Annotated in this window: 20 protein-coding genes and 1 pseudogene; 9 read left to right on the top strand and 12 right to left on the bottom strand. The window is 62.9% G+C overall.

The window, feature by feature from the left end; all coding sequences use genetic code 11:
• Positions 1-23: 23 nt before the first annotated feature.
• From AC0L3D_RS28490 to AC0L3D_RS28480, 3 genes are all read right to left on the bottom strand, one after another.
• A complete protein-coding gene (locus AC0L3D_RS28490) occupies positions 24-1,025 on the bottom strand; it encodes an LLM class flavin-dependent oxidoreductase (protein WP_473481100.1) in 1,002 nt (333 codons plus the stop codon).
• Positions 1,026-1,183: 158 nt separating this feature from the next.
• Complete coding sequence (locus AC0L3D_RS28485; RefSeq protein ID WP_473523015.1) at positions 1,184-2,347, bottom strand: AI-2E family transporter; 1,164 nt, start codon at positions 2,345-2,347, stop codon at positions 1,184-1,186.
• 218 nt (positions 2,348-2,565) lie between these two features.
• Positions 2,566-3,627 (bottom strand): LLM class flavin-dependent oxidoreductase, encoded by a 1,062-nt coding sequence (locus AC0L3D_RS28480; RefSeq protein WP_473481161.1) that lies wholly within the window; start codon positions 3,625-3,627, stop codon positions 2,566-2,568.
• A gap of 244 nt (positions 3,628-3,871) precedes the next feature.
• Here AC0L3D_RS28480 and AC0L3D_RS28475 point away from each other — a divergent pair, with 244 nt between their 5' ends.
• Positions 3,872-4,300 carry a DUF6481 family protein gene (locus AC0L3D_RS28475; RefSeq protein ID WP_023801556.1) on the top strand — a complete coding sequence of 143 codons (429 nt, stop codon included), beginning with the start codon at positions 3,872-3,874 and terminating at the stop codon, positions 4,298-4,300.
• A gap of 85 nt (positions 4,301-4,385) precedes the next feature.
• Here AC0L3D_RS28475 and sugE read toward each other — a convergent pair whose 3' ends face one another.
• Together sugE and AC0L3D_RS28465 are read right to left on the bottom strand one after the other, a co-directional pair.
• Positions 4,386-4,700 (bottom strand): quaternary ammonium compound efflux SMR transporter SugE, encoded by a 315-nt coding sequence (sugE, locus tag AC0L3D_RS28470; RefSeq protein ID WP_023801557.1) that lies wholly within the window; start codon positions 4,698-4,700, stop codon positions 4,386-4,388.
• Positions 4,701-4,879: 179 nt separating this feature from the next.
• On the bottom strand, positions 4,880-5,005 hold the full coding sequence (locus AC0L3D_RS28465) for a hypothetical protein (RefSeq protein WP_023801558.1): 126 nt from the start codon (positions 5,003-5,005) through the stop codon (positions 4,880-4,882).
• A gap of 211 nt (positions 5,006-5,216) precedes the next feature.
• Here AC0L3D_RS28465 and AC0L3D_RS28460 point away from each other — a divergent pair, with 211 nt between their 5' ends.
• Together AC0L3D_RS28460 and AC0L3D_RS28455 are read left to right on the top strand one after the other, a co-directional pair.
• The gene (locus AC0L3D_RS28460) at positions 5,217-6,047 is read left to right on the top strand and encodes a transglutaminase-like domain-containing protein (RefSeq protein WP_023801559.1); all 831 of its coding nucleotides are present in this window, start codon (positions 5,217-5,219) and stop codon (positions 6,045-6,047) included.
• 99 nt (positions 6,048-6,146) lie between these two features.
• The gene (locus tag AC0L3D_RS28455) at positions 6,147-6,551 is read left to right on the top strand and encodes a GFA family protein (protein ID WP_023801560.1); all 405 of its coding nucleotides are present in this window, start codon (positions 6,147-6,149) and stop codon (positions 6,549-6,551) included.
• Positions 6,552-6,555: 4 nt separating this feature from the next.
• On the opposite strand, the gene AC0L3D_RS28450 is transcribed toward AC0L3D_RS28455, so the two are convergent.
• Positions 6,556-7,815, bottom strand: a complete 1,260-nt coding sequence (locus AC0L3D_RS28450; RefSeq protein ID WP_023801561.1) for a DNA recombination protein RmuC — start codon at positions 7,813-7,815, stop codon at positions 6,556-6,558.
• A gap of 105 nt (positions 7,816-7,920) precedes the next feature.
• On the opposite strand from AC0L3D_RS28450, the gene def reads away from it, so the two are divergent.
• From def to truA, 5 genes are all read left to right on the top strand, one after another.
• The gene (gene def / locus AC0L3D_RS28445) at positions 7,921-8,466 is read left to right on the top strand and encodes a peptide deformylase (protein ID WP_128170220.1); all 546 of its coding nucleotides are present in this window, start codon (positions 7,921-7,923) and stop codon (positions 8,464-8,466) included.
• Positions 8,467-8,560: 94 nt separating this feature from the next.
• Positions 8,561-8,866: a hypothetical protein gene (locus AC0L3D_RS28440; protein ID WP_023801563.1), complete on the top strand. Its 306-nt coding sequence runs from the start codon at positions 8,561-8,563 to the stop codon at positions 8,864-8,866.
• A gap of 30 nt (positions 8,867-8,896) precedes the next feature.
• The gene (fmt, locus tag AC0L3D_RS28435; protein WP_473646521.1) at positions 8,897-9,832 is read left to right on the top strand and encodes a methionyl-tRNA formyltransferase; all 936 of its coding nucleotides are present in this window, start codon (positions 8,897-8,899) and stop codon (positions 9,830-9,832) included.
• Positions 9,829-10,338 (top strand): GNAT family N-acetyltransferase, encoded by a 510-nt coding sequence (locus tag AC0L3D_RS28430; protein WP_023801565.1) that lies wholly within the window; start codon positions 9,829-9,831, stop codon positions 10,336-10,338. The genes fmt and AC0L3D_RS28430 overlap by 4 nt, the downstream gene beginning before the upstream one ends.
• A gap of 17 nt (positions 10,339-10,355) precedes the next feature.
• Positions 10,356-11,117: a tRNA pseudouridine(38-40) synthase TruA gene (gene truA, locus AC0L3D_RS28425; RefSeq protein ID WP_128170222.1), complete on the top strand. Its 762-nt coding sequence runs from the start codon at positions 10,356-10,358 to the stop codon at positions 11,115-11,117.
• Between the two features lie 276 nt (positions 11,118-11,393).
• On the opposite strand, the gene AC0L3D_RS28420 is transcribed toward truA, so the two are convergent.
• From AC0L3D_RS28420 to dapD, 6 genes are all read right to left on the bottom strand, one after another.
• A complete protein-coding gene (locus AC0L3D_RS28420; RefSeq protein WP_023801567.1) occupies positions 11,394-11,999 on the bottom strand; it encodes a hypothetical protein in 606 nt (201 codons plus the stop codon).
• Positions 12,000-12,001: 2 nt separating this feature from the next.
• Entirely contained in the window at positions 12,002-13,201 is a 1,200-nt protein-coding gene (dapE, locus tag AC0L3D_RS28415; protein WP_473646520.1) for a succinyl-diaminopimelate desuccinylase, read from the bottom strand.
• A 289-nt stretch (positions 13,202-13,490) separates the two neighbouring features.
• Entirely contained in the window at positions 13,491-14,498 is a 1,008-nt protein-coding gene (locus tag AC0L3D_RS28410) for a GGDEF domain-containing protein (protein WP_023801569.1), read from the bottom strand.
• Between the two features lie 247 nt (positions 14,499-14,745).
• Positions 14,746-15,468 (bottom strand): hypothetical protein, encoded by a 723-nt coding sequence (locus AC0L3D_RS28405; RefSeq protein ID WP_023801570.1) that lies wholly within the window; start codon positions 15,466-15,468, stop codon positions 14,746-14,748.
• A gap of 21 nt (positions 15,469-15,489) precedes the next feature.
• Entirely contained in the window at positions 15,490-15,909 is a 420-nt protein-coding gene (locus AC0L3D_RS28400) for a DUF805 domain-containing protein (RefSeq protein ID WP_023801571.1), read from the bottom strand.
• Entirely contained in the window at positions 15,890-16,744 is an 855-nt protein-coding gene (gene dapD, locus AC0L3D_RS28395) for a 2,3,4,5-tetrahydropyridine-2,6-dicarboxylate N-succinyltransferase (RefSeq protein WP_023801572.1), read from the bottom strand. Before dapD ends, AC0L3D_RS28400 begins: the two co-directional genes overlap by 20 nt.
• 144 nt (positions 16,745-16,888) lie before the next feature.
• On the opposite strand from dapD, the pseudogene AC0L3D_RS28390 reads away from it, so the two are divergent.
• A pseudogene (locus tag AC0L3D_RS28390) lies at positions 16,889-17,419 on the top strand (3-isopropylmalate dehydrogenase); the annotation flags it as partial.

Genomic DNA, 17,419 nt, shown 5'->3' with positions numbered 1-17,419 from the left:
GCCTTCGCAGCCTCGCAAAAAAGTCAGGCAGCTTCCGACAGCGATTTGTGGACGTCGGCCAAGATCTCGAAGGATCGCACCCGCGCTGCGTGGTCGAAAATCTGCGCGGTGACCATCAGCTCGTCGGCGCCGGTGCGCTGCACGAACGCCTCGATGCCTTGCCTGACCGTTTCCGGGGCGCCGACGACGGCGCAGGACAGCGCTTGGCCGAGCATGGTTTTGGCCATCGGGTCGAGGTCGCGCTCATATCCGTCGACCGGCGGCGGCAAGCGGCCGGGCCGGCCTGTGCGCAGATTGACGAAGGCCTGCTGCAGCGAGGTGAACAACAGCCGCGCTTCGGCGTCGGAGGGTGCAGCGAACACGTTGAGGCCGAGCATGACATAGGGCTTGTCGAGCTGTTTCGACGCCTGGAAGCGCGAGCGATAGATCTCCAGTGCGTGGTCGAGTTCGGCCGGCGCGAAATGCGAGGCGAAGGCGTAGGGCAGGCCGAGCATGGCTGCGAGCTGCGCACCATAGAGGCTCGAGCCCAGAATCCAGATCGGCACCTGCTCGCCCTCGCCGGGCACGGCGCGGATACGCTGACCGTCTTCGGCCGGCTGGAAATAGCCCATCAGTTCGATGACATCCTGCGGGAAACTGTCGGCGCCGGCGTCGAGGTTGCGGCGCAGCGCACGCGCCGTGCCCATGTCGGTGCCCGGCGCCCGGCCGAGGCCGAGGTCGATGCGGCCTGGATGCAACGCGTTAAGTGTGCCGAACTGCTCGGCAATGACCAGCGGCGAATGGTTGGGCAGCATGATGCCGCCGGCTCCGACGCGTATCGTTGTGGTGCCGCCGGCGACATGGGCAATGACGACGGAGGTGGCGGCGCTGGCGATGCCCGGCATATTGTGATGCTCGGCCAGCCAATAGCGCCTGTACCCCAGCCGCTCGGCATGGCGGGCGAGATCGAGCGAATTGGTGAGCGATTGCGAAGCGTTGCTGCCTTCGACGATCGGCGACAGGTCGAGAACCGAAAGTGCGGTCATGGGCGGGGATCCTGTGGACGGGAGGGATGTAGGAACCTACCGCGACGGCCGCAAATTCAAAAAATTGAACTGACGCCCATGAGTCCACTCAAGCAAAAAGGGACGCTCTGGAATTTAGTATCCACGGCTGCCTGCCGCAGCTTATCCCGCTTCTCGGATCATGCGCCCGCAGCCGTGTCGGTTTCTGAAATCTCTTCGTCCTCAACCGCCGTATGTTGCGCCGCCAGGAAATTGCCGACATGGCTGAGCTCGTCGAAATGATCGCAGAACACCTTGATGACGACCAGCAGCGGCACCGCCATCAGCGCGCCGACGAAACCCCACAGCCAGGACCAGAAGGCAATGGCGATGAGGATCGCCACGGCGTTGATCTCTAGGCGCCGGCCAACCACCGTCGGCGTCACGAATTGGCCCTCGACGGTATCGCACAACAGCACGAAGGCCGGCGCCAGCAGCGCGTAGGAGATGCTGTCGAAGCTGATCAGCGCGATGATCGTGACAAGCGTGATTGTAATCAGCGCCCCGATATAGGGCAGGAAATTGAGCAGAGCCGCTGCTGCGCCCCAGACCTGCGGGTTGGGCATGCCGAGTGCCCATAGGCCGAGTCCGATGACCACGCCCAGGCATGTATTGATGATGGCGACGGTAAGCAGATAGTGCGAGATTTCACGTTCGACGTCATAGACGACGCGCAGTGCCCGCTTCTTTTCGCTGAGACTGGGGAAGGATTCGACGATCTTCTCATAGAACATCGTGCCGGACGCGAGCAGGAACAGCGACAGGACGAAGACGATGATGAGGCTGGTGCCCGCCGACAGCAAATTGCCGGCGGCTTGCGAGAGGATGCCCGATTGCGCCATGGCTACCCTCTGGACGCCCGGCCCTTGGGAGGTCTGCGTCAGTCCCTCTATCTGCCGCGAAATGTCCATGATCCTTTCGAAAGGACGCCGCAGTTGCGCGAGACGTTCGGTCAGCTGCTGGCCAATCACCGAGGTGTTGTTGATGAGGTCGATGACCGGGCCGCTAAGCAGATAGCCGGCCACGGCAAGGATGCTGACCGACAGCACCACCAGCAGTGTCGCCGATATCACATCGGGCATGCCGTGTTTGCGCAGGAAGCGGACGATCGGCGTCAGCGTCAGCGCCAGCAGGAAAGCCAGGATGACCGGCATGAAGAAGGCGCGGGCGAAGGAGAGCGCGTAGATCGCCATAAGGAAGAAGATGCCGACTAGCAGCGAACGTATCAGGTGCATGTCCGCACGCGCCTCGACGCGCGGATCGGGGCTCTCGGCAGCACCCGAAGCGGCGGGTTCGGCTTTCATTCTGGCCCTCGGCGGCACACTGCGATTGGTGTACGCTGTTGGCGGAAACGCCTTTGCGGCTTCAAGGTTCCGCTGGAGCGACGTGCGTCCACTTGGACGCTCAAAGTACGCTCTAACGCTTTGAATTTACCATCGGCCCCGAAAATCGATTCCGATTTGCGGCCGATGCGCTTAGCCGGCGCTGACGATGACCTTGGCCCTACGATCTAGCCGGCGAATCAAGCGGCCGGCGCGGCCGCAGCAGGGATCGCCTTCGCCGTCTCCTTGCGCACGATCGGTGCCACCTTGGTGCCGTAGAGTTCGATCGCCTTCATGATCTTGGCGTGCGCCATGGTGCCGATCGCCATTTGCAGCAGGAAGCGGTCGTTGCCGAATATCCTGTGCTGGGCAACGATCTTTTCGGCCACCTGTTCGGGGTTGCCGACGAACAGCGCGCCGTTCGGGCCGCGCGACTGGTCGAAATGTGCTCTCGACGTCGGACCCCAGCCGCGCTCGCGACCGATGCGGTTCATCACCTCGGCCTGCGGCCCATAAAAATCGTCGGCCGCCTGGTCGGTGGTCGCGGCAATGAAGCCGTGCACGTTGAGGCTGGTGGCCAGATCAGCCGGATCGTTGCCGGCCCGTTTGGCCGCTTCCCTGTAAATATCGAACAGCGGCGCGAACCGCGCCGGCTCGCCGCCGATGATGGCCAGCGCCAGCGGCAGGCCGAGCGCACCGGCCCGCGCGGCGGATTGCGGCGTGCCGCCGATCGCGATCCAGATCGGCAATCTGTCCTGGAACGGGCGGGGGTAGACGCCGCGATCGTTGATCGGAGCGCGCAGCCTGCCCGACCAGCTCACCTTGACATGATCGCGGACGGCAAGCAGCAGATCGAGCTTTTCGGCAAAGAGCTCGTCATAGTCCTCAAGATCGTAGCCGAACAGCGGAAAGGATTCGATGAACGAGCCGCGCCCAGCCATAATCTCGGCCCGGCCGCTGGATAGAAGGTCGAGCGTTGCAAACTGCTGGAAGACACGGACCGGATCGTCGGAGGACAGTACAGTGACCGCGCTGGTCAGCTTTATGCGCCTGGTGCGTTCGGCCGCCGCGGCCAGGGCCACGACTGGCGCTGAAGCCGCATAATCGGGACGGTGATGCTCGCCCAATCCAAACACGTCGAGGCCGACCTGGTCGGCCAGCTCGATCTCCTCGATCAGGTTGCGCAGCCGCTCATGCGCACCGATGGCGCCTGGGCCTGATTCCGGGCTGACGTCGGCGAAGGTGTAGAGACCGAGTTCCATCATCTCTCATCCTGGTGTTTTGTTCTGGTGTTTTGTTTTTCGCGCTACAGGTAGCGACCAGTCCGCCGCGCCGCCAGAGGGTCGGATGGTGAACAGTGCATGTCCGTTTCAGCCGAATTCAGCCGAAAAGGCGTCTCCCGGCTGCAACAGCTCAGAATTTCATGGCTGGCATACCGTTTTGGCGCTTGAACTCTGGGTTTTCACGCGTATGTAAGCCTCGCAAATTGACTCCAGGGAAGTGGACTTGGCTATCTATAGGGAAAAAGACGTTTTCGAGCGGCGCAATGCCGCAAACGAGGCAAAGAAGGCGCTTCTCGAGCGCTTCAAGGCAAAGCCGGCAGCGGACGATCCAGCGGTGCTGGCACGACAGGCCGAACGCAAGGCGATCCTCGAAGCCCGTGCGATACGCGAGGCCGAAAAGGCCAGGCTGAAGCAGGAGAAGCTGGCGCGCGAAGCGGCCGAAAAGGCCGAGCGCGAAGCTGCTGCCGAAGCCGCGCGGATTGCTGCGGAAGAAGCGGCGCAGGCGGAAGCGAAGATCCGGGAAGCCGAAGAGAACGAGCGCATCGCTCGTTTGCTTGCCGACGAGGCCGAGCGCAAAGCCAAGCGCGACGCGCGCTATGCGGCGCGCAAGCAGCGCACCGGCAGGACGCCTCCGGGCTTTTCCGCTCGCTAGCGCTCCAAGCGCGATTCACCAATCAAATTCAGGGCCGCCTTGCAGCGGCCCTGAAGGCGTTTGTGCTGCTGCCTTGCAGCAAGAACTAGGTCGCGAGTTTCAATCCCATGATGCCGCAGACGATGAGTGCGATGCAGGCCAGCCTGATCGCGGTCGCAGGCTCACCGAGCAGCCAGATGCCAAGCAGCGCCGTGCCGACGGTGCCGATGCCGGTCCACACCGCGTAAGCCGTGCCGACCGGCAGCGTCTTCAGCGCCAGTCCGAGCAAGGCGAGACTGACGACCATTGAGGCAACCGTCAGGACGGTCGGAAGCGGCTTCGAAAAACCGTCAGTGTATTTGAGGCCGATCGCCCAGCCGATCTCGAACAGGCCAGCGAAGAAGAGAAGAATCCACGACATCGGAACGCTCCATTGGATTGCGGGTCGTCCCGGTCTTTTCGGAAAGCGCGAAGTCGTCTTCGCGGCATTGATTCAGAAATGCCCAATCAACAGCAGCGCCGACAGCACTTCAGGACCAGTCGCTGAATGTCGATGGTCCTGGAATGCCGTCGGTCATGACTGCGCCGAAACGCCGAGGCTTACTTGTCCTTGAGTTTGGTCGCCTTGACGGGCGGCGCTTTCAGGGTCGGGGCAGCGGCAGGTTTCTTCGCGTCCTTCTTCGGCTTGCGGGCTTCCTTGCCCGCCTTCATCGCACCTTTAGCCATGATTCGTTTCCTCCAATTGTGGCAAGCGAAATGAACCAAGAGAAACGCTCGACCGCAAGAGGCATAATCTGGCGCCGGCGCCAGCCGTTGGCTGTCAACCGTTTCTAAATCGCTCGTAAACCGCGCTGGTCCGTGCGATGATCTTTTTTGCGCTGCAGCAACGGCCCGTGCCTTCGCCGGGTGGTGATCCGGCAGGACGGTCAGGACGATAATGCGAATCCATATCGGCTGCGAGATGAGCTTCGACTTTCCGCAGGAAACGCCGCTGATCGCGATGCTCAACGTTCACTATTCCCGCGCGTCCGATCTCGAGCGGCCGGATTTCCTGACTTCGAACCCACCGGTGCCGATCGAGAGCTACCGCGACAGTTTCGGCAATTGGTGCAACCGCCTTGTCGCCCCTCCCGGTCGCTTCACCTTCGGCACGGACGCGGTGATCCGCGATCCCGGAAGTTTTGAGATGGGCGATCTGCTGGCGTGGCAGCACGAGGTGCGCGACCTGCCGTCGGAGACGCTGCTGTTCCTGCTGCCGAGCCGCTATTGCGAGAGCGACGTGCTGGCGAACGAGGCGTGGCGGCTGTTCGGCCACTCACCGCTCGGTATTCCACGCGTGCAGGCGGTCTGCGATTTCGTCCACAACCATATCATCTTCAACTACGGCAACGCGCGGCCGACGCGCACGGCAGCAGAGGCCTATCGTGAGCAAAGCGGCGTTTGCCGCGACTTTGCCCATCTCGCCGTCGCCTTCTGCCGCGCCTTGAATATCCCGACACGCTATTGCACCGGATACATCAGCGACATCGGCTTGCCGAAACCGTGGTCGGACATGGATTTCGCTGCCTGGATGGAGGTCTATCTCGGCGGCCGCTGGCATGCCTTCGATCCGCGCAACAATGCGCCGCGCATCGGCCGCATCCTGATCGCCTCCGGCCGCGACGCAGCCGATGTGCCGCTGACCCATATCTTCGGGCCGGGTATGCTGGCCGGTTTCAAGGTCTGGACTGATGAAATCATCGAACAGGCGTCGGCGCCGCAGTCTTGAACCACAGCATGCTTCGCGCGTTGTGATTGCCGGTGGAGCTTCGGCCGGTGCGCCGTTAAGCTCCAACGCGTCGAGGCTCGGCTGAAGGGAGGAGCGAAGATGAAAATCGACGGCGGGTGCCATTGCGGCGCCATCACTTACGAGGCGGAGGTCGATCCGGACAACACCAGTATTTGTCACTGCATCGATTGCCAGCAGCTGACCGGAACAGCGTTTCGGGTGACCGTGCCGGCGCCGGAGGAGCACTACCGGATCACCAAGGGCACGCCGAAGATCTACATCAAGACCGCAGCGAGCGGCGCCAGGCGCGCCCAGGCCTTTTGCGGCGAATGCGGTACGCACCTCTATGCCACGTCGGTTGGCGACGGGCCGAAAGTCTACGGCATCAGGGTCGGCACGGCGCGGCAGCGCGAACAACTGATCCCGAGAAAACAGATCTGGCACCGCTCGGCGCTGCCTTGGCTGCCGGAGTTCGAAGGCACGATGATCGTCGAGGAGCAGTAGCCTCTCAGTCGTCGCCTTCGACGACCCTTAGCCTCAGCTGGCCGGTCTTGGAGTCGGCGACGCGCGCACCCGCTTCGGTCTTCGCACTGGCCGCCGATCCGGCGTCGCCCTCCGTCGGCTGCGCGCCGAACTCCAGCGCCTCGATCTTTTGGCCGCGCTTGGTCACCTTCGACGTCGAGACGAGAATATCGTCGATATCCTTGGCCGACTGGCCGAAATGGCTCTGCAGCTTGCGCACCCGCTCGTCGAGGCGCGAGACATCCTCCATCAGCCGGATGACTTCGCCCTGGATCAGATGCGCCTGCTCGCGCATGCGGGCGTCCTTGAGAATCGCCTGGATGACCTGGATCGACAGCATCAGCAGCGACGGCGAGACGATGACGATGCGGGCGCGGTGCGCCTTGTGGACAATCCCCTCGAAATTCTCGTGGATCTCGGCGAATACCGATTCCGACGGCACGAACATGAAGGCGGTGTCCTGCGTCTCGCCCTGGATCAGGTATTTGTCGGAAATATCGCGGACATGCACCTCGATGTCACGCCGAAACGCTTGTGCCGCGACCTTCTGCAAATCGACGCCTTCGGCGGCACGGATGGCGTTCCAGGCTTCCAGCGGAAACTTGGCGTCGATGGCGAGTGCGGGCGCGCCATTCGGCATCTTCACCAGGCAGTCAGGCCGGCTGCCGTTCGACAGGGTCGCCTGGAATTCATAGGCGCCGTGCGGCAGGCCGTCGGCGACGATCGCCTCCATGCGCGACTGGCCGAAGGCGCCGCGCGTCTGTTTGTTGGAGAGGATTGCCTGAAGTTGCACGACCTGGCTGGCGAGCGACTGGATGTTGCCTTGCGCTGTATCGATGACCGCCAGCCGCTCCTGCAGTTTGGCGAGGCTTTCATGCGTCGATTTCGTCTGCTCGGTCATGGTCTGGCCGAGACGGCCGGTCATCGCGTCGAGACGCTGGCCGATCGACTGCGTGAGTTCGGCCTGCCGCGCCCCGAACACTTCGGCGATGGCGCCCATGCGGCCCTGCATCTCGGCCTGGCTTGCCAGGATGCCGGCCATCCGCGCCTCGGCGTCGCGGGCGTGGTCGGCGGCTTCCGCGGCAGCCACCGCACGCGCCTTGGCCGAGCGCCAGAGCGCGACGACGAGCGCCACGAACAGGCCCAGGAACAGGACCGCGCCGAATGCCAGCGCGTGGCCGAGCGTGATCGTGGTGGCGCCGAGCCGGGCGATCGGTTCGGACAGGATGGTGGTCAGGTCGTTCATATCGGACAGCATAAATGATTCGGCCTGACGACACAGATCAAAACGTGAACGCCGCTGCAAATGCCCCGGTTGACGCTTTTCGTGCGAGGTCTTAGGTGAGACGCCATGTCGATCAAGCCGCTCATCATCCTTCCCGATCCCGTCCTGCGCCAGGTTTCGAAACCGGTCGAGCGCGTCGACGGCGCCTTGCGCAAACTGGCCGACGATATGCTGGACACGATGTATGATGCGCCGGGCATTGGTCTGGCGGCGATCCAGATCGGCGAACCGCTGCGCATGCTGGTGATCGACCTCGCCAAGGAAGACGAGCCGCCGGCGCCGCATGTCTTCATCAATCCCGAGATTCTTGAGAGCGCCGATCAGCGCTCGGTCTACGAGGAGGGGTGCCTGTCGATCCCGGATTACTATGCCGAGGTCGAGCGCCCTGCCGCCGTGCGGGTGAAATATCTCGATCGCGACGGCAAGCTGCAGGAGATCGAGGCCGAAGGGCTGATGGCGACTTGCCTGCAGCACGAAATCGACCATCTCAACGGCGTTCTGTTCATCGACCACATCTCGAAGCTGAAGCGCGACATGGTGGTGAAGAAGTTCAAGAAGCTCGCCAGGGACAAACCATCAGGCAGCAAGGCGCCGGGCAAGTTAGTGGGATAGGGCGATACTCGCGCAGTTTGATGCTGAACTTTTCGAAGATGTTGGCGGGACAGCGCCCCTCTACCCTGTTCCAGATCAGGAAATGGAGACGCCGATGAGCGACATGCTGATCAGAAATATTCCCGAACCCTTGAAGCGGGAAATCGAGCAGGCGGCGCGTAAGAGCGGCCAGAGCCTGTCGGGCAAGGCGATAGCTCTTCTGCGCGAAGGCATGGTCGCCGAAAGGCAAGCCAGGCTGGAGCCGGGTCTTTCGGCATGGGACGCTATTCGCGCGACTTTCGCTGCTGAAAACGCAATTGGCGATGAATTCGCCAAGATCATGAACGAAATCGAAGCAGAAAGGAAACGCGACTTCGGTCGCCGACCCGCAAAGTTCGCGACTTCGACTGAGCCGACTTAACGGCCAGACGAAGACCGGACCCGGAACAAAATGCCCTTGCGCGTCATCTTCATGGGTACGCCCGAATTCTCGGTGCCGACGCTGCGGGCGATCGCGGATGCCGGACATGAGATTGGAGCCGTCTACACTCAGCCGCCGCGCGCCGCCGGTCGCCGGGGGCTGGAACTGACGCCGTCGCCGGTGCAGCGCGAGGCCGAGCGGCTGGGCCTCGAGGTGCGGACGCCGGTGTCGCTGAAGAACGAGACCGAGCAGCAGGCGTTCCGCGCCTTGCGGGCCGATGTCGCCGTCGTCGTCGCCTATGGCTTGCTGTTGCCCAAACCCATTCTCGAGGCGCCGCGGCTTGGCTGCCTCAATGGTCACGCGTCGCTGTTGCCACGCTGGCGCGGCGCCGCCCCTATCCAGCGCGCCATCATGGCCGGCGATACCGAGACAGGCATGATGGTGATGCGGATGGAAGAGGGCCTGGACACCGGCCCGGTGGCGATGGCCGAAAAATGCGCCATCGGCCCCGATATGACGGCCGACGAACTGCATGATCGGCTGATGCACATTGGCGCCGCGCTGATGGCGGAAGCGCTGGCTCGTCTGGAACGGGATGCCCTGACTTTTACCGCACAGGCGACGGAGGGGGTGACCTATGCCAAAAAGATCGATAAAGCGGAGACGCGCGTGGACTGGACGCGGCCTGCTGGCGAAGTCCACGATCATATTCGCGGCCTGTCGCCCTTTCCCGGCGCATGGTGCGAGATCGAAATTGGCGGCCGCCCGGAGCGGCTGAAACTGCTTCGCTCGATGCTTTCGCAAGGCGCCGGCGAGCCGGGAGGAATTCTCGACGACCGGCTGACGGTCGCCTGCGGGTCAGGCGCGATCAGGTTGGTCGAAGTTCAACGTGCGGGCGGAAAGCCCATTGCCGCGCAGGAATTTCTGCGCGGGGCCAAGCTCGAAAAAGGAATGAAATTCTCATGAGCATGATGTCGATACGCGCGGCGACGCCGCGGGACCGCGAGGCGATCCGCCTGGTCGAGGAACACGCATTCGGCCAGCAGGCGGAGGCCGGCCTGGTCGACGCGCTGGTCAGCGGCGGCGATGCCGTCGTCGAACTGGTGGCGGAAGAAGATGGACAGGTGGTCGGCCATATCCTGTTTTCGCGGCTTTTCGTGCAGAACGGCGGCAAGAGCTTTCCGGCGGTAGCTCTGGCGCCTCTGGCTGTCGAGCCGTCATTCCATGGCACCGGCATCGGCGGTGCGCTGGTCCGCGAGGCGCATATCCGCCTGAAGGACGCCGGCGAGGTGCTGGCGGTGGTGCTTGGCGATCCCGCATATTATGGCCGCTTCGGCTACAGTCACGCGCGCGCCGAAAAATTCGAAAGCGAGTTCCAGGGCGAAGCGCTGCAGGCGCTGGTCTGGGGCGAAGCGCCTGAGACCGGCAAGCTGGTCTACGCTTCGGCTTTCGGCACCGCGCTCGCCGCCTAACCTCATCCTTCTTAGGAATGCCGCGTTTTCGCCTCGACATCGAATATGACGGCAGCCTCTATGCCGGCTGGCAGCGCCAGGCAGACCAGCCTTCGGTGCAGCAGGCGATCGAACAGGCGATCGAGAAATTCTGCGGCGAACAGGTCTCGCTGCGCGGCGCCGGCCGCACCGATGCCGGCGTCCATGCGACCGGTCAGGTGGCGCATGTCGATCTCGTCAGGGCGTGGCCTGATGACAAGGTTCGCGATGCCGTCAACGCCCACCTGCAAACGGCCAAGGCGCGCGTCGCCATCCTCAAGGCGGCTGTGGTGCCGGATAGCTTCGATGCGCGTTTCTCGGCGATCGGCCGCCACTATCTCTACCGCATCGTCAACCGGCGCGCGCCGGCGGCGCTCGACAAGGGCAAGATCTGGTGGGTGCCGAAGCGGCTCGACGCCGAGGCCATGCACGAAGCGGCAAAGGTGCTGCTGGGGCGGCATGATTTCACCACGTTCCGATCGACCCAGTGCCAGGCCGACAACCCGATCCGGACGCTCGACCGGCTGGATGTCAGTCGGCTGGGTGACATGATCGAAGTGCGAGCCTCGGCGCGCTCGTTCCTGCACAATCAGGTGCGCTCGATGGTCGGCTCGCTGAAGCGCGTCGGCGAAGGCGGCTGGACAATTGCCGACCTGAAAGCGGCGCTCGACGCGCGCGACCGTGCAGCCTGTGGCCAGGTGGCGCCGCCCGACGGACTTTTTCTTATCGGTGTGGACTACCCGCAGGCGGCACACGACTGAGTAAAAATCAGTCCTCGTCGTCTTCAACCAATTGTGGGAGTTGGCGCTGCCCCTCATCGCCCTGCTGGGCACTTCTCCCCGTATAGTGCGGGGAGAAGAGGCTGGCCGCAGCCGCAGCATCCTTCTTGCAACGTCTGTGGTTGGCAAAATCGTTGATGAGAGCTGCCCTCTCCCCGTCACTATACGGGGAGAGGATGCCGGCAGGCAGGTGAGGGGCGGCGCCAACGTCAGCAAGCGAAACCACACCGGGAATTCGGACAAATTCACTTGGATGCTTCAAGTGCCGGTTCCGCTCGGCGCAACGATGCCGAGCAGCGCCTGCAGCACGAACAGAACGACCAGCGACGCCACGAACATTCCGGCGAAGACAGCGCTGCCGACAGCCGCGCCCCTGCCGATGGCAACGTTTGTCATCCGCCAGGTCAGGATCATCGACAGCGCGAACAAAAGCAGCGACGCCAGTACGGCGAACTCGTTGGTGGACGGCAGGAAAAGCCTAATCAACGCCGCTGGCAGCATCATCCAGGCGATGATCGCCGACGCCCAGTTGCTGGCGACGACATAGTGGACGAAGCGCCCGCCGATGCCGGCGCGCGGCGCGACGAGGGCAAGGCCGACAAGCGGCAACACCCAGACGCCGATGTCGACTGTCGCCAGACGGATCAGCATGCTGAAGCGTCCGGCGAATGCATTCGGATCGCCGATCTCGTTGGCGAGGCCGACCCAACCGACGATCAGCGCCGGTGCCGCGACGACGATGGCGAAGAAGGAATTCCAGAAACCGTCGGCCGAAAGGTCGAACTGGCGCAGCCCATCGGCCTTGCCGAGCATCAGTCGCCAGGCGCCGTTGAGCGAAGCATAGGTTTCATCCGACGAAAGCATGATTACGATGCGCCTTGCTCGAACCAGTCTTCGATGAAGCGCTGATAGATCTGCGTCAGCGTCTCGAGGTCGGCAAGTGCGACGCGCTCATCGACCATGTGCATGGTCTTGCCGACCAGCCCGAACTCGACCACCGGACAATGATCCTTGATGAAGCGTGCGTCGGAGGTGCCGCCGGAGGTGGAAAGCGCCGGCTTCCTGCCGATCACCGCCTTGACCGAACCGCTCAGTGCTTCGATCAGCCGCTCGTCGCGGGTGAGGAAGACGTGGCTCGGCCGGTCGCGCCAGGCGAGTTCGTGATCGACCGGCGTCGTCTTGCCGGCCCGGTATTTCTTTCGCTTCGCCGCCTTGTCGAGACGGTTGTGGATTTCCGCCTGGATGGTCTCGGCGGTCCATGTGTCGTTGAAGCGGATGTTGAAGGTGGCGGTCGCCTTTGCCGGAATAACATTGGTGGCCGGATTGCCGACGTCGATCGAGGTCACCTCCAGATTGGTCGGCTGGAAGTCCTTGGTGCCCTTGTCGAAGACTGGCTGCAGCAAGGCTTCGACCAGCGTCATCAGGCCGCGCACCGGATTGTCGGCGAGCTGCGGGTAGGCGGCGTGGCCTTGGCGGCCGTTGACGATGATGCTGCCGGACAAAGAGCCGCGCCGGCCGATCTTGATCATGTCGCCCAGCGCATCGGGATTGGTCGGCTCGCCGACGATCGACGCATCCCATTTTTCGCCCTTGGCGACCGCCCATTCGAGCAGCTTTGTCGTGCCGTTGATGGCCGGCCCTTCTTCGTCGCCGGTGATCAGCAGCGAGACCGAGCCTTTCAGGCCGCCTTTCGACTCGAGATGGCGCGCCACGGCGGCGATGAAACAGGCGATGCCCCCCTTCATGTCGACGGCACCGCGACCGAACATCTCGCCCTTGGCGATCTCGCCAGCGAAAGGCGGATGCGTCCATGAGGTCTCGTCGCCGACCGGCACCACGTCGGTATGCCCGGCGAACATCAGGTGCGGACCGTTGCCGGAGCGCCGCGCATAGAGATTTTCGATATCGGGCGTGCCGTCCTCCGAGAACACCGGGCGCTCGACGGAAAAGCCGAGTGGTTTCAGCATTGTTTCCAGCGTGCTCAGTGCCCCGCCCTCGATGGGTGTCACGGAGGGGCAGCGGATGAGGGCGGCGAGATTTCCAGCGGGATCGGTCGGCAACGTCATGGGCAAAAGCGTTAGTCGAAAGCGCAAGGCCTGTCACGGCCAGACATAAGGGACAGCCATCCCGCCGACACTATGGTTTTCGTGGCGTATTGTCGCAGGCCTGATGCATGTCGCCCAAAAGGCATGGCCTTGGGCTTGACCGGTGCGGGCGCAGCGGTTTTGGGCAAATGCGCATAAAACAAACAAAGGCTTGAAGTGCGTCGCAGGAGTCGCTTCAGACGCGACGCACTTAGGCGGGATACGAGATATTGCATGGACTGAGCGACAAAAGGCCCAATAATCGCTGTGGTCAGTTCGCGGCCCGCACATGCGCCCGGTAACGGCCCTTTCCGGTGCGTTTGGCTTCATAAAGCGCGTGATCGGAGCAGGTGAGAAGAAGTTCCGGCTCGCCGCCGTCGGCAGGCGCGAAGGCACTTCCAATGCTCAACCCGATGGGTATTGCGGTGCCCACGCCAAGGTCGAAAGGTACCGAAATCTTCTCAATGGCGCGCTTTGCCAGGAGGGTGGCTTCGATCTCGGATGTGTCGGGCAGCAGGATCACGAATTCGTCGCCGCCGATGCGAAAGACCATATCCCCCGGTCGGAAAGCGCGCTTCAATCGTTCGGCCACCTTGCGCAGCAGCATGTCGCCGACCGCGTGGCCGAAGCGGTCATTGACGTGTTTGAAGCCGTCGAGGTCCATGCTGAGAACGGCAAACGGCCTACCGCCGTTTGCTGCCGGCGCCGCAAGCTCGCTGCACATGCCGCGCAGTTTCTCCTGAAGGAAGATGCGGTTGGGCAGGCCGGTCAGCGCGTCCTTGATCGCCAGATCGCGATTGTCCAGTTCGGCGCGGATCATGCGGGCGTTGATCGCATGATTTTGAAGCAGCACGATGATGACGCCGGCCACATAGAAAGGCACTTGAAATCCGACGATCGACATTCCGGGCGCCGGAGATAACAGCGCGCCAACTAGGAAAGGCAGGCTTACCGCCAGCATGACGAATATGGCGTAGCGCGGGGTCGCTGCGTTGCGCGACGACACCACGCCGACGACGCCTGCGACGTTCAAGGCAGCCAGCACGGCAAGCGCCATATCCCCGCTGACGACGCAGCCATAGCAGCCGAGGCCGAAAATCACCGACCATGACCCACCGGCGGCCATGAGGCCTGCCAGCGGCCCCGTTCCCCCGCGCTTGCGGGTCCGCTCACATTCCCGCATCAGCAGGAAGCGGACGGCAAACAGAATGAGGTCGGCCGCCATCCAGGCGTAGGGCCACCGGTCGCCGGTGGAGACAGTGGCGCCGACTGCCAGCACCAGGACACTGATGGTGCCGAACAGGACAGCGAATTTGCGCTCGAAAGTGGCGTCGAGAAGCCGCGCGCGGACAGCTTCCGGTTCCGCTCTGATCGGCGAAGAAAACCAGGCGAACAGCCGCGCGCCGGCGCTTCGCTTTCCGCGCGTTTTCGGGTTGGCCAGGGGTTCGTCGTGTGCCAGTCGAGTGCTCCGTGCCGGTCGACACAGTCTTCACAGGGCTTGCTGGACCAAGGTGATTAAGATTAGCTTAGGTACTTGCACGAGCCGACCGCAATGGATGGTCGATCAGCGTGATCTTTTGCCAGATCTTTCGCGACAGATTGGAGCCCAATGACTCGATGTCGTTGACGCCATCGACGACCACATCGTCGTTGACCGATTGCGCGAACAGCGCGGCGATCTTGCCGGTGATCGACAGCATTTCGGAGCAATAGTCGAGGTAGCGCGCGAGATCGGCACGGTCGGTTATGCGTGCCGGTGAATGCGATGTCGGCTTGAAATCGGTTGAAAGCGCTGCCGGATCCTTGGTCAGCTGATGCATGTCGATGACATGGATCAGCGATCGCAAGCCATGAAGCTTGCGAAACACCTGCTTGCGCTTGATGCGCTCCTCGGTCCGGATCAAGGCCAGGAAGCCGAGCATCGCGAGGATGATCATGTTGATCAAGGATTCGATGCCTTGCACCGACTGGATGGCGTCGTGGGTTCCCGAGATGCGGCCGAGCGGCAGGATGGTGCCGACGAACAGGAACATCACCGCGCCGGCGGCAATGGTGACGATGACGACGCCGCGCAGCCACCAGATCGGCGCTTCCAGCGCCTTCGCCGCCTTGGCCAGATCACGCGACAGCGACACAAGTTCGATGGCGACGCCACGCAAGCCGGTATCGGGAAACCGCTCGGCGACGCGTTTTTCCAGTCGCTCGGCTGTTTCGATGATCAGTTTCGCATCAAGCGTGCGGTAGCGCATGGCTAGAGACCCGCCCGGCGCTCAGGATTCGGCCGGCGCATTGGTGCGTTTGCCGTAGCGGTTGGGTCCGGGATCACTTTTGAAAAAGGCCAGAATGACAAGGAGAATGGCGCCGACGATGAGAGAGATCAATGCGTAGTAGGTAGGCTTGCCGAAATCATGGAACCGCTTCGCCGTTAGCGCAAAGGTCGACCATGTCGAGACGACCACAGCGATCCACCAGGCGAGCGCCCAGTACTGACTTGCAGCAGTGCCCAACGGCGTTCGCGAGAACTGGTAGAGCAGGAAAAGCTGAGTGAGGAGCGGCAGAAGACCCGCCAAAACATAGGCGCTGGGGTTCACTCGCCCGGAAAGGCTGAAGAAAAGCCATAGAAATCGAGGTCTGTCGAGCAAGCGGGTAGGTCCGTTTTTATTGAAAAGATCAATCGCGAAGCAGTTCATTGATCGAGGTTTTGGAACGGGTCCTGGCATCGACCCGCTTGACGATGACGGCGCAGTAGAGGCTCGGACCGGGCTCGCCATTGGGCAAAGGCTTGCCGGGCATCGAGCCGGCGACAACGACGGAATTGGCTGGCACTTCGCCGTAGAAAACCTCGCCGGTGGCACGGTCGACGATCTTGGTCGACTGGCCGATGAAGACGCCCATGCCGAGCACCGAGCCTTCGCGCACGATGCAGCCTTCGACCACTTCGGAGCGTGCGCCGATGAAGCAATTGTCCTCGATGATGGTCGGCCCGGCCTGCATCGGCTCCAGCACGCCGCCGATGCCGACGCCGCCCGACAGATGCACATTCTTGCCGATCTGGGCACAGGAGCCGACCGAGGCCCATGTGTCGACCATGGTGCCGCTGTCGACATAGGCGCCGACATTGACGAAGGACGGCATCAGCACGGCACCTGGCGCGACGTAGGCGGAGCGCCGCACGATCGACGACGGCACGGCGCGGAAACCTGCCTTCTCGAAATCGATGGCACTCCAGCCGTCGAATTTCGACGGCACCTTGTCCCACCACACGGCCTGGCCCGGACCACCCTTGATGATCTCCATCGGGTTGAGCCGGAACGACAGCAGCACCGCTTTCTTCAGCCACTGGTTGACATGCCATTTGCCGTCGGCCTGGCGCTCGGCAACGCGGACGACACCCCGGTCGAGCAGGTCGAGCGCCGCCTGGATGGCGTCGCGCGTCGCGCCGCGGGTTGCCGTCGAAATCGTCTCGCGTTCCTCGAAGGCGGTTTCGATGGTCTTTTCGAGGCTCGCCAGATCGGGCTTTGACATGAATTCGCTCCATTACCAAGCTGTTAAGGGGCCGCACCTTAACCTGTTTTGAAAGTCGCCGGACCCTATGTGAAGGCTTGGTGAGGGTCAATCGCGGCTGCGTCACCGGGACGGCGCAACTGAATAATTAGACGGGTAGGTAATATGACTCCTATGGAAAAGGCGGGGTGGACGCCGCTGCCGCATTCGGACGAGGATCTGGAGCGGTCGAAAAGCGTGCCGGACACGCCGCAGACGCGTGCCGAGACCTACCGGTTGGCATGGAACGATCCCGACTTCATGACACGGCGCGAATTGCGCGCGGTCAGGCTGCAGCTCGAACTGTTAAAGCCGGAGATGATCCTGGCCGAGCGCGGCATCGGCTCGACCGTCATCCTGTTCGGCGGGGCGCGCATACCCGAGCCGGGCGGTGAAGCCTGGGCGGCCAAGAACGAGACGCAGAAGGAAAACCTCGAGAAAAACAGCAAATATTACGAGGAAGCGCGAAAATTCGCCCGGCTCTGCTCGCAGCAGTCGGCCACCTCCTATTATCGCGAATTCGTCGTGGTGACAGGCGGCGGACCCGGCGTGATGGAAGCCGGCAACCGCGGCGCCGACGATGTCGGGGCCCCCGCGCTCGGCCTCCAACTCGTGTTGCCGCCCGCGCAGGCGCCGCATGCCGATGTGGCCCCGGGG

It is taken from the genome of Mesorhizobium sp. WSM4837 (assembly GCF_055811435.1).
Note: the sequence above shows the minus strand (reverse complement) of the source record. Positions and strands in the feature narration are given on the sequence as shown.

Bases quoted from the DNA above. Each gene is read 5' to 3' on its own strand.
- AC0L3D_RS28490 (WP_473481100.1), bottom strand. From the start codon at position 1,025: ATGACCGCACTTTCGGTTCTCGACCTGTCGCCGATCGTCGAAGGCAGC.
- AC0L3D_RS28485 (WP_473523015.1), bottom strand. From the start codon at position 2,347: ATGAAAGCCGAACCCGCCGCTTCGGGTGCTGCCGAGAGCCCCGATCCG.
- AC0L3D_RS28480 (WP_473481161.1), bottom strand. From the start codon at position 3,627: ATGGAACTCGGTCTCTACACCTTCGCCGACGTCAGCCCGGAATCAGGC.
- sugE (WP_023801557.1), bottom strand. From the start codon at position 4,700: ATGTCGTGGATTCTTCTCTTCTTCGCTGGCCTGTTCGAGATCGGCTGG.
- AC0L3D_RS28465 (WP_023801558.1), bottom strand. From the start codon at position 5,005: ATGGCTAAAGGTGCGATGAAGGCGGGCAAGGAAGCCCGCAAGCCGAAG.
- AC0L3D_RS28460 (WP_023801559.1), top strand. From the start codon at position 5,217: ATGCGAATCCATATCGGCTGCGAGATGAGCTTCGACTTTCCGCAGGAA.
- AC0L3D_RS28455 (WP_023801560.1), top strand. From the start codon at position 6,147: ATGAAAATCGACGGCGGGTGCCATTGCGGCGCCATCACTTACGAGGCG.
- AC0L3D_RS28450 (WP_023801561.1), bottom strand. From the start codon at position 7,815: ATGAACGACCTGACCACCATCCTGTCCGAACCGATCGCCCGGCTCGGC.
- def (WP_128170220.1), top strand. From the start codon at position 7,921: ATGTCGATCAAGCCGCTCATCATCCTTCCCGATCCCGTCCTGCGCCAG.
- AC0L3D_RS28440 (WP_023801563.1), top strand. From the start codon at position 8,561: ATGAGCGACATGCTGATCAGAAATATTCCCGAACCCTTGAAGCGGGAA.
- fmt (WP_473646521.1), top strand. From the start codon at position 8,897: ATGCCCTTGCGCGTCATCTTCATGGGTACGCCCGAATTCTCGGTGCCG.
- AC0L3D_RS28430 (WP_023801565.1), top strand. From the start codon at position 9,829: ATGAGCATGATGTCGATACGCGCGGCGACGCCGCGGGACCGCGAGGCG.
- truA (WP_128170222.1), top strand. From the start codon at position 10,356: ATGCCGCGTTTTCGCCTCGACATCGAATATGACGGCAGCCTCTATGCC.
- AC0L3D_RS28420 (WP_023801567.1), bottom strand. From the start codon at position 11,999: ATGCTTTCGTCGGATGAAACCTATGCTTCGCTCAACGGCGCCTGGCGA.
- dapE (WP_473646520.1), bottom strand. From the start codon at position 13,201: ATGACGTTGCCGACCGATCCCGCTGGAAATCTCGCCGCCCTCATCCGC.
- AC0L3D_RS28405 (WP_023801570.1), bottom strand. From the start codon at position 15,468: ATGCGCTACCGCACGCTTGATGCGAAACTGATCATCGAAACAGCCGAG.
- AC0L3D_RS28400 (WP_023801571.1), bottom strand. From the start codon at position 15,909: ATGAACTGCTTCGCGATTGATCTTTTCAATAAAAACGGACCTACCCGC.
- dapD (WP_023801572.1), bottom strand. From the start codon at position 16,744: ATGTCAAAGCCCGATCTGGCGAGCCTCGAAAAGACCATCGAAACCGCC.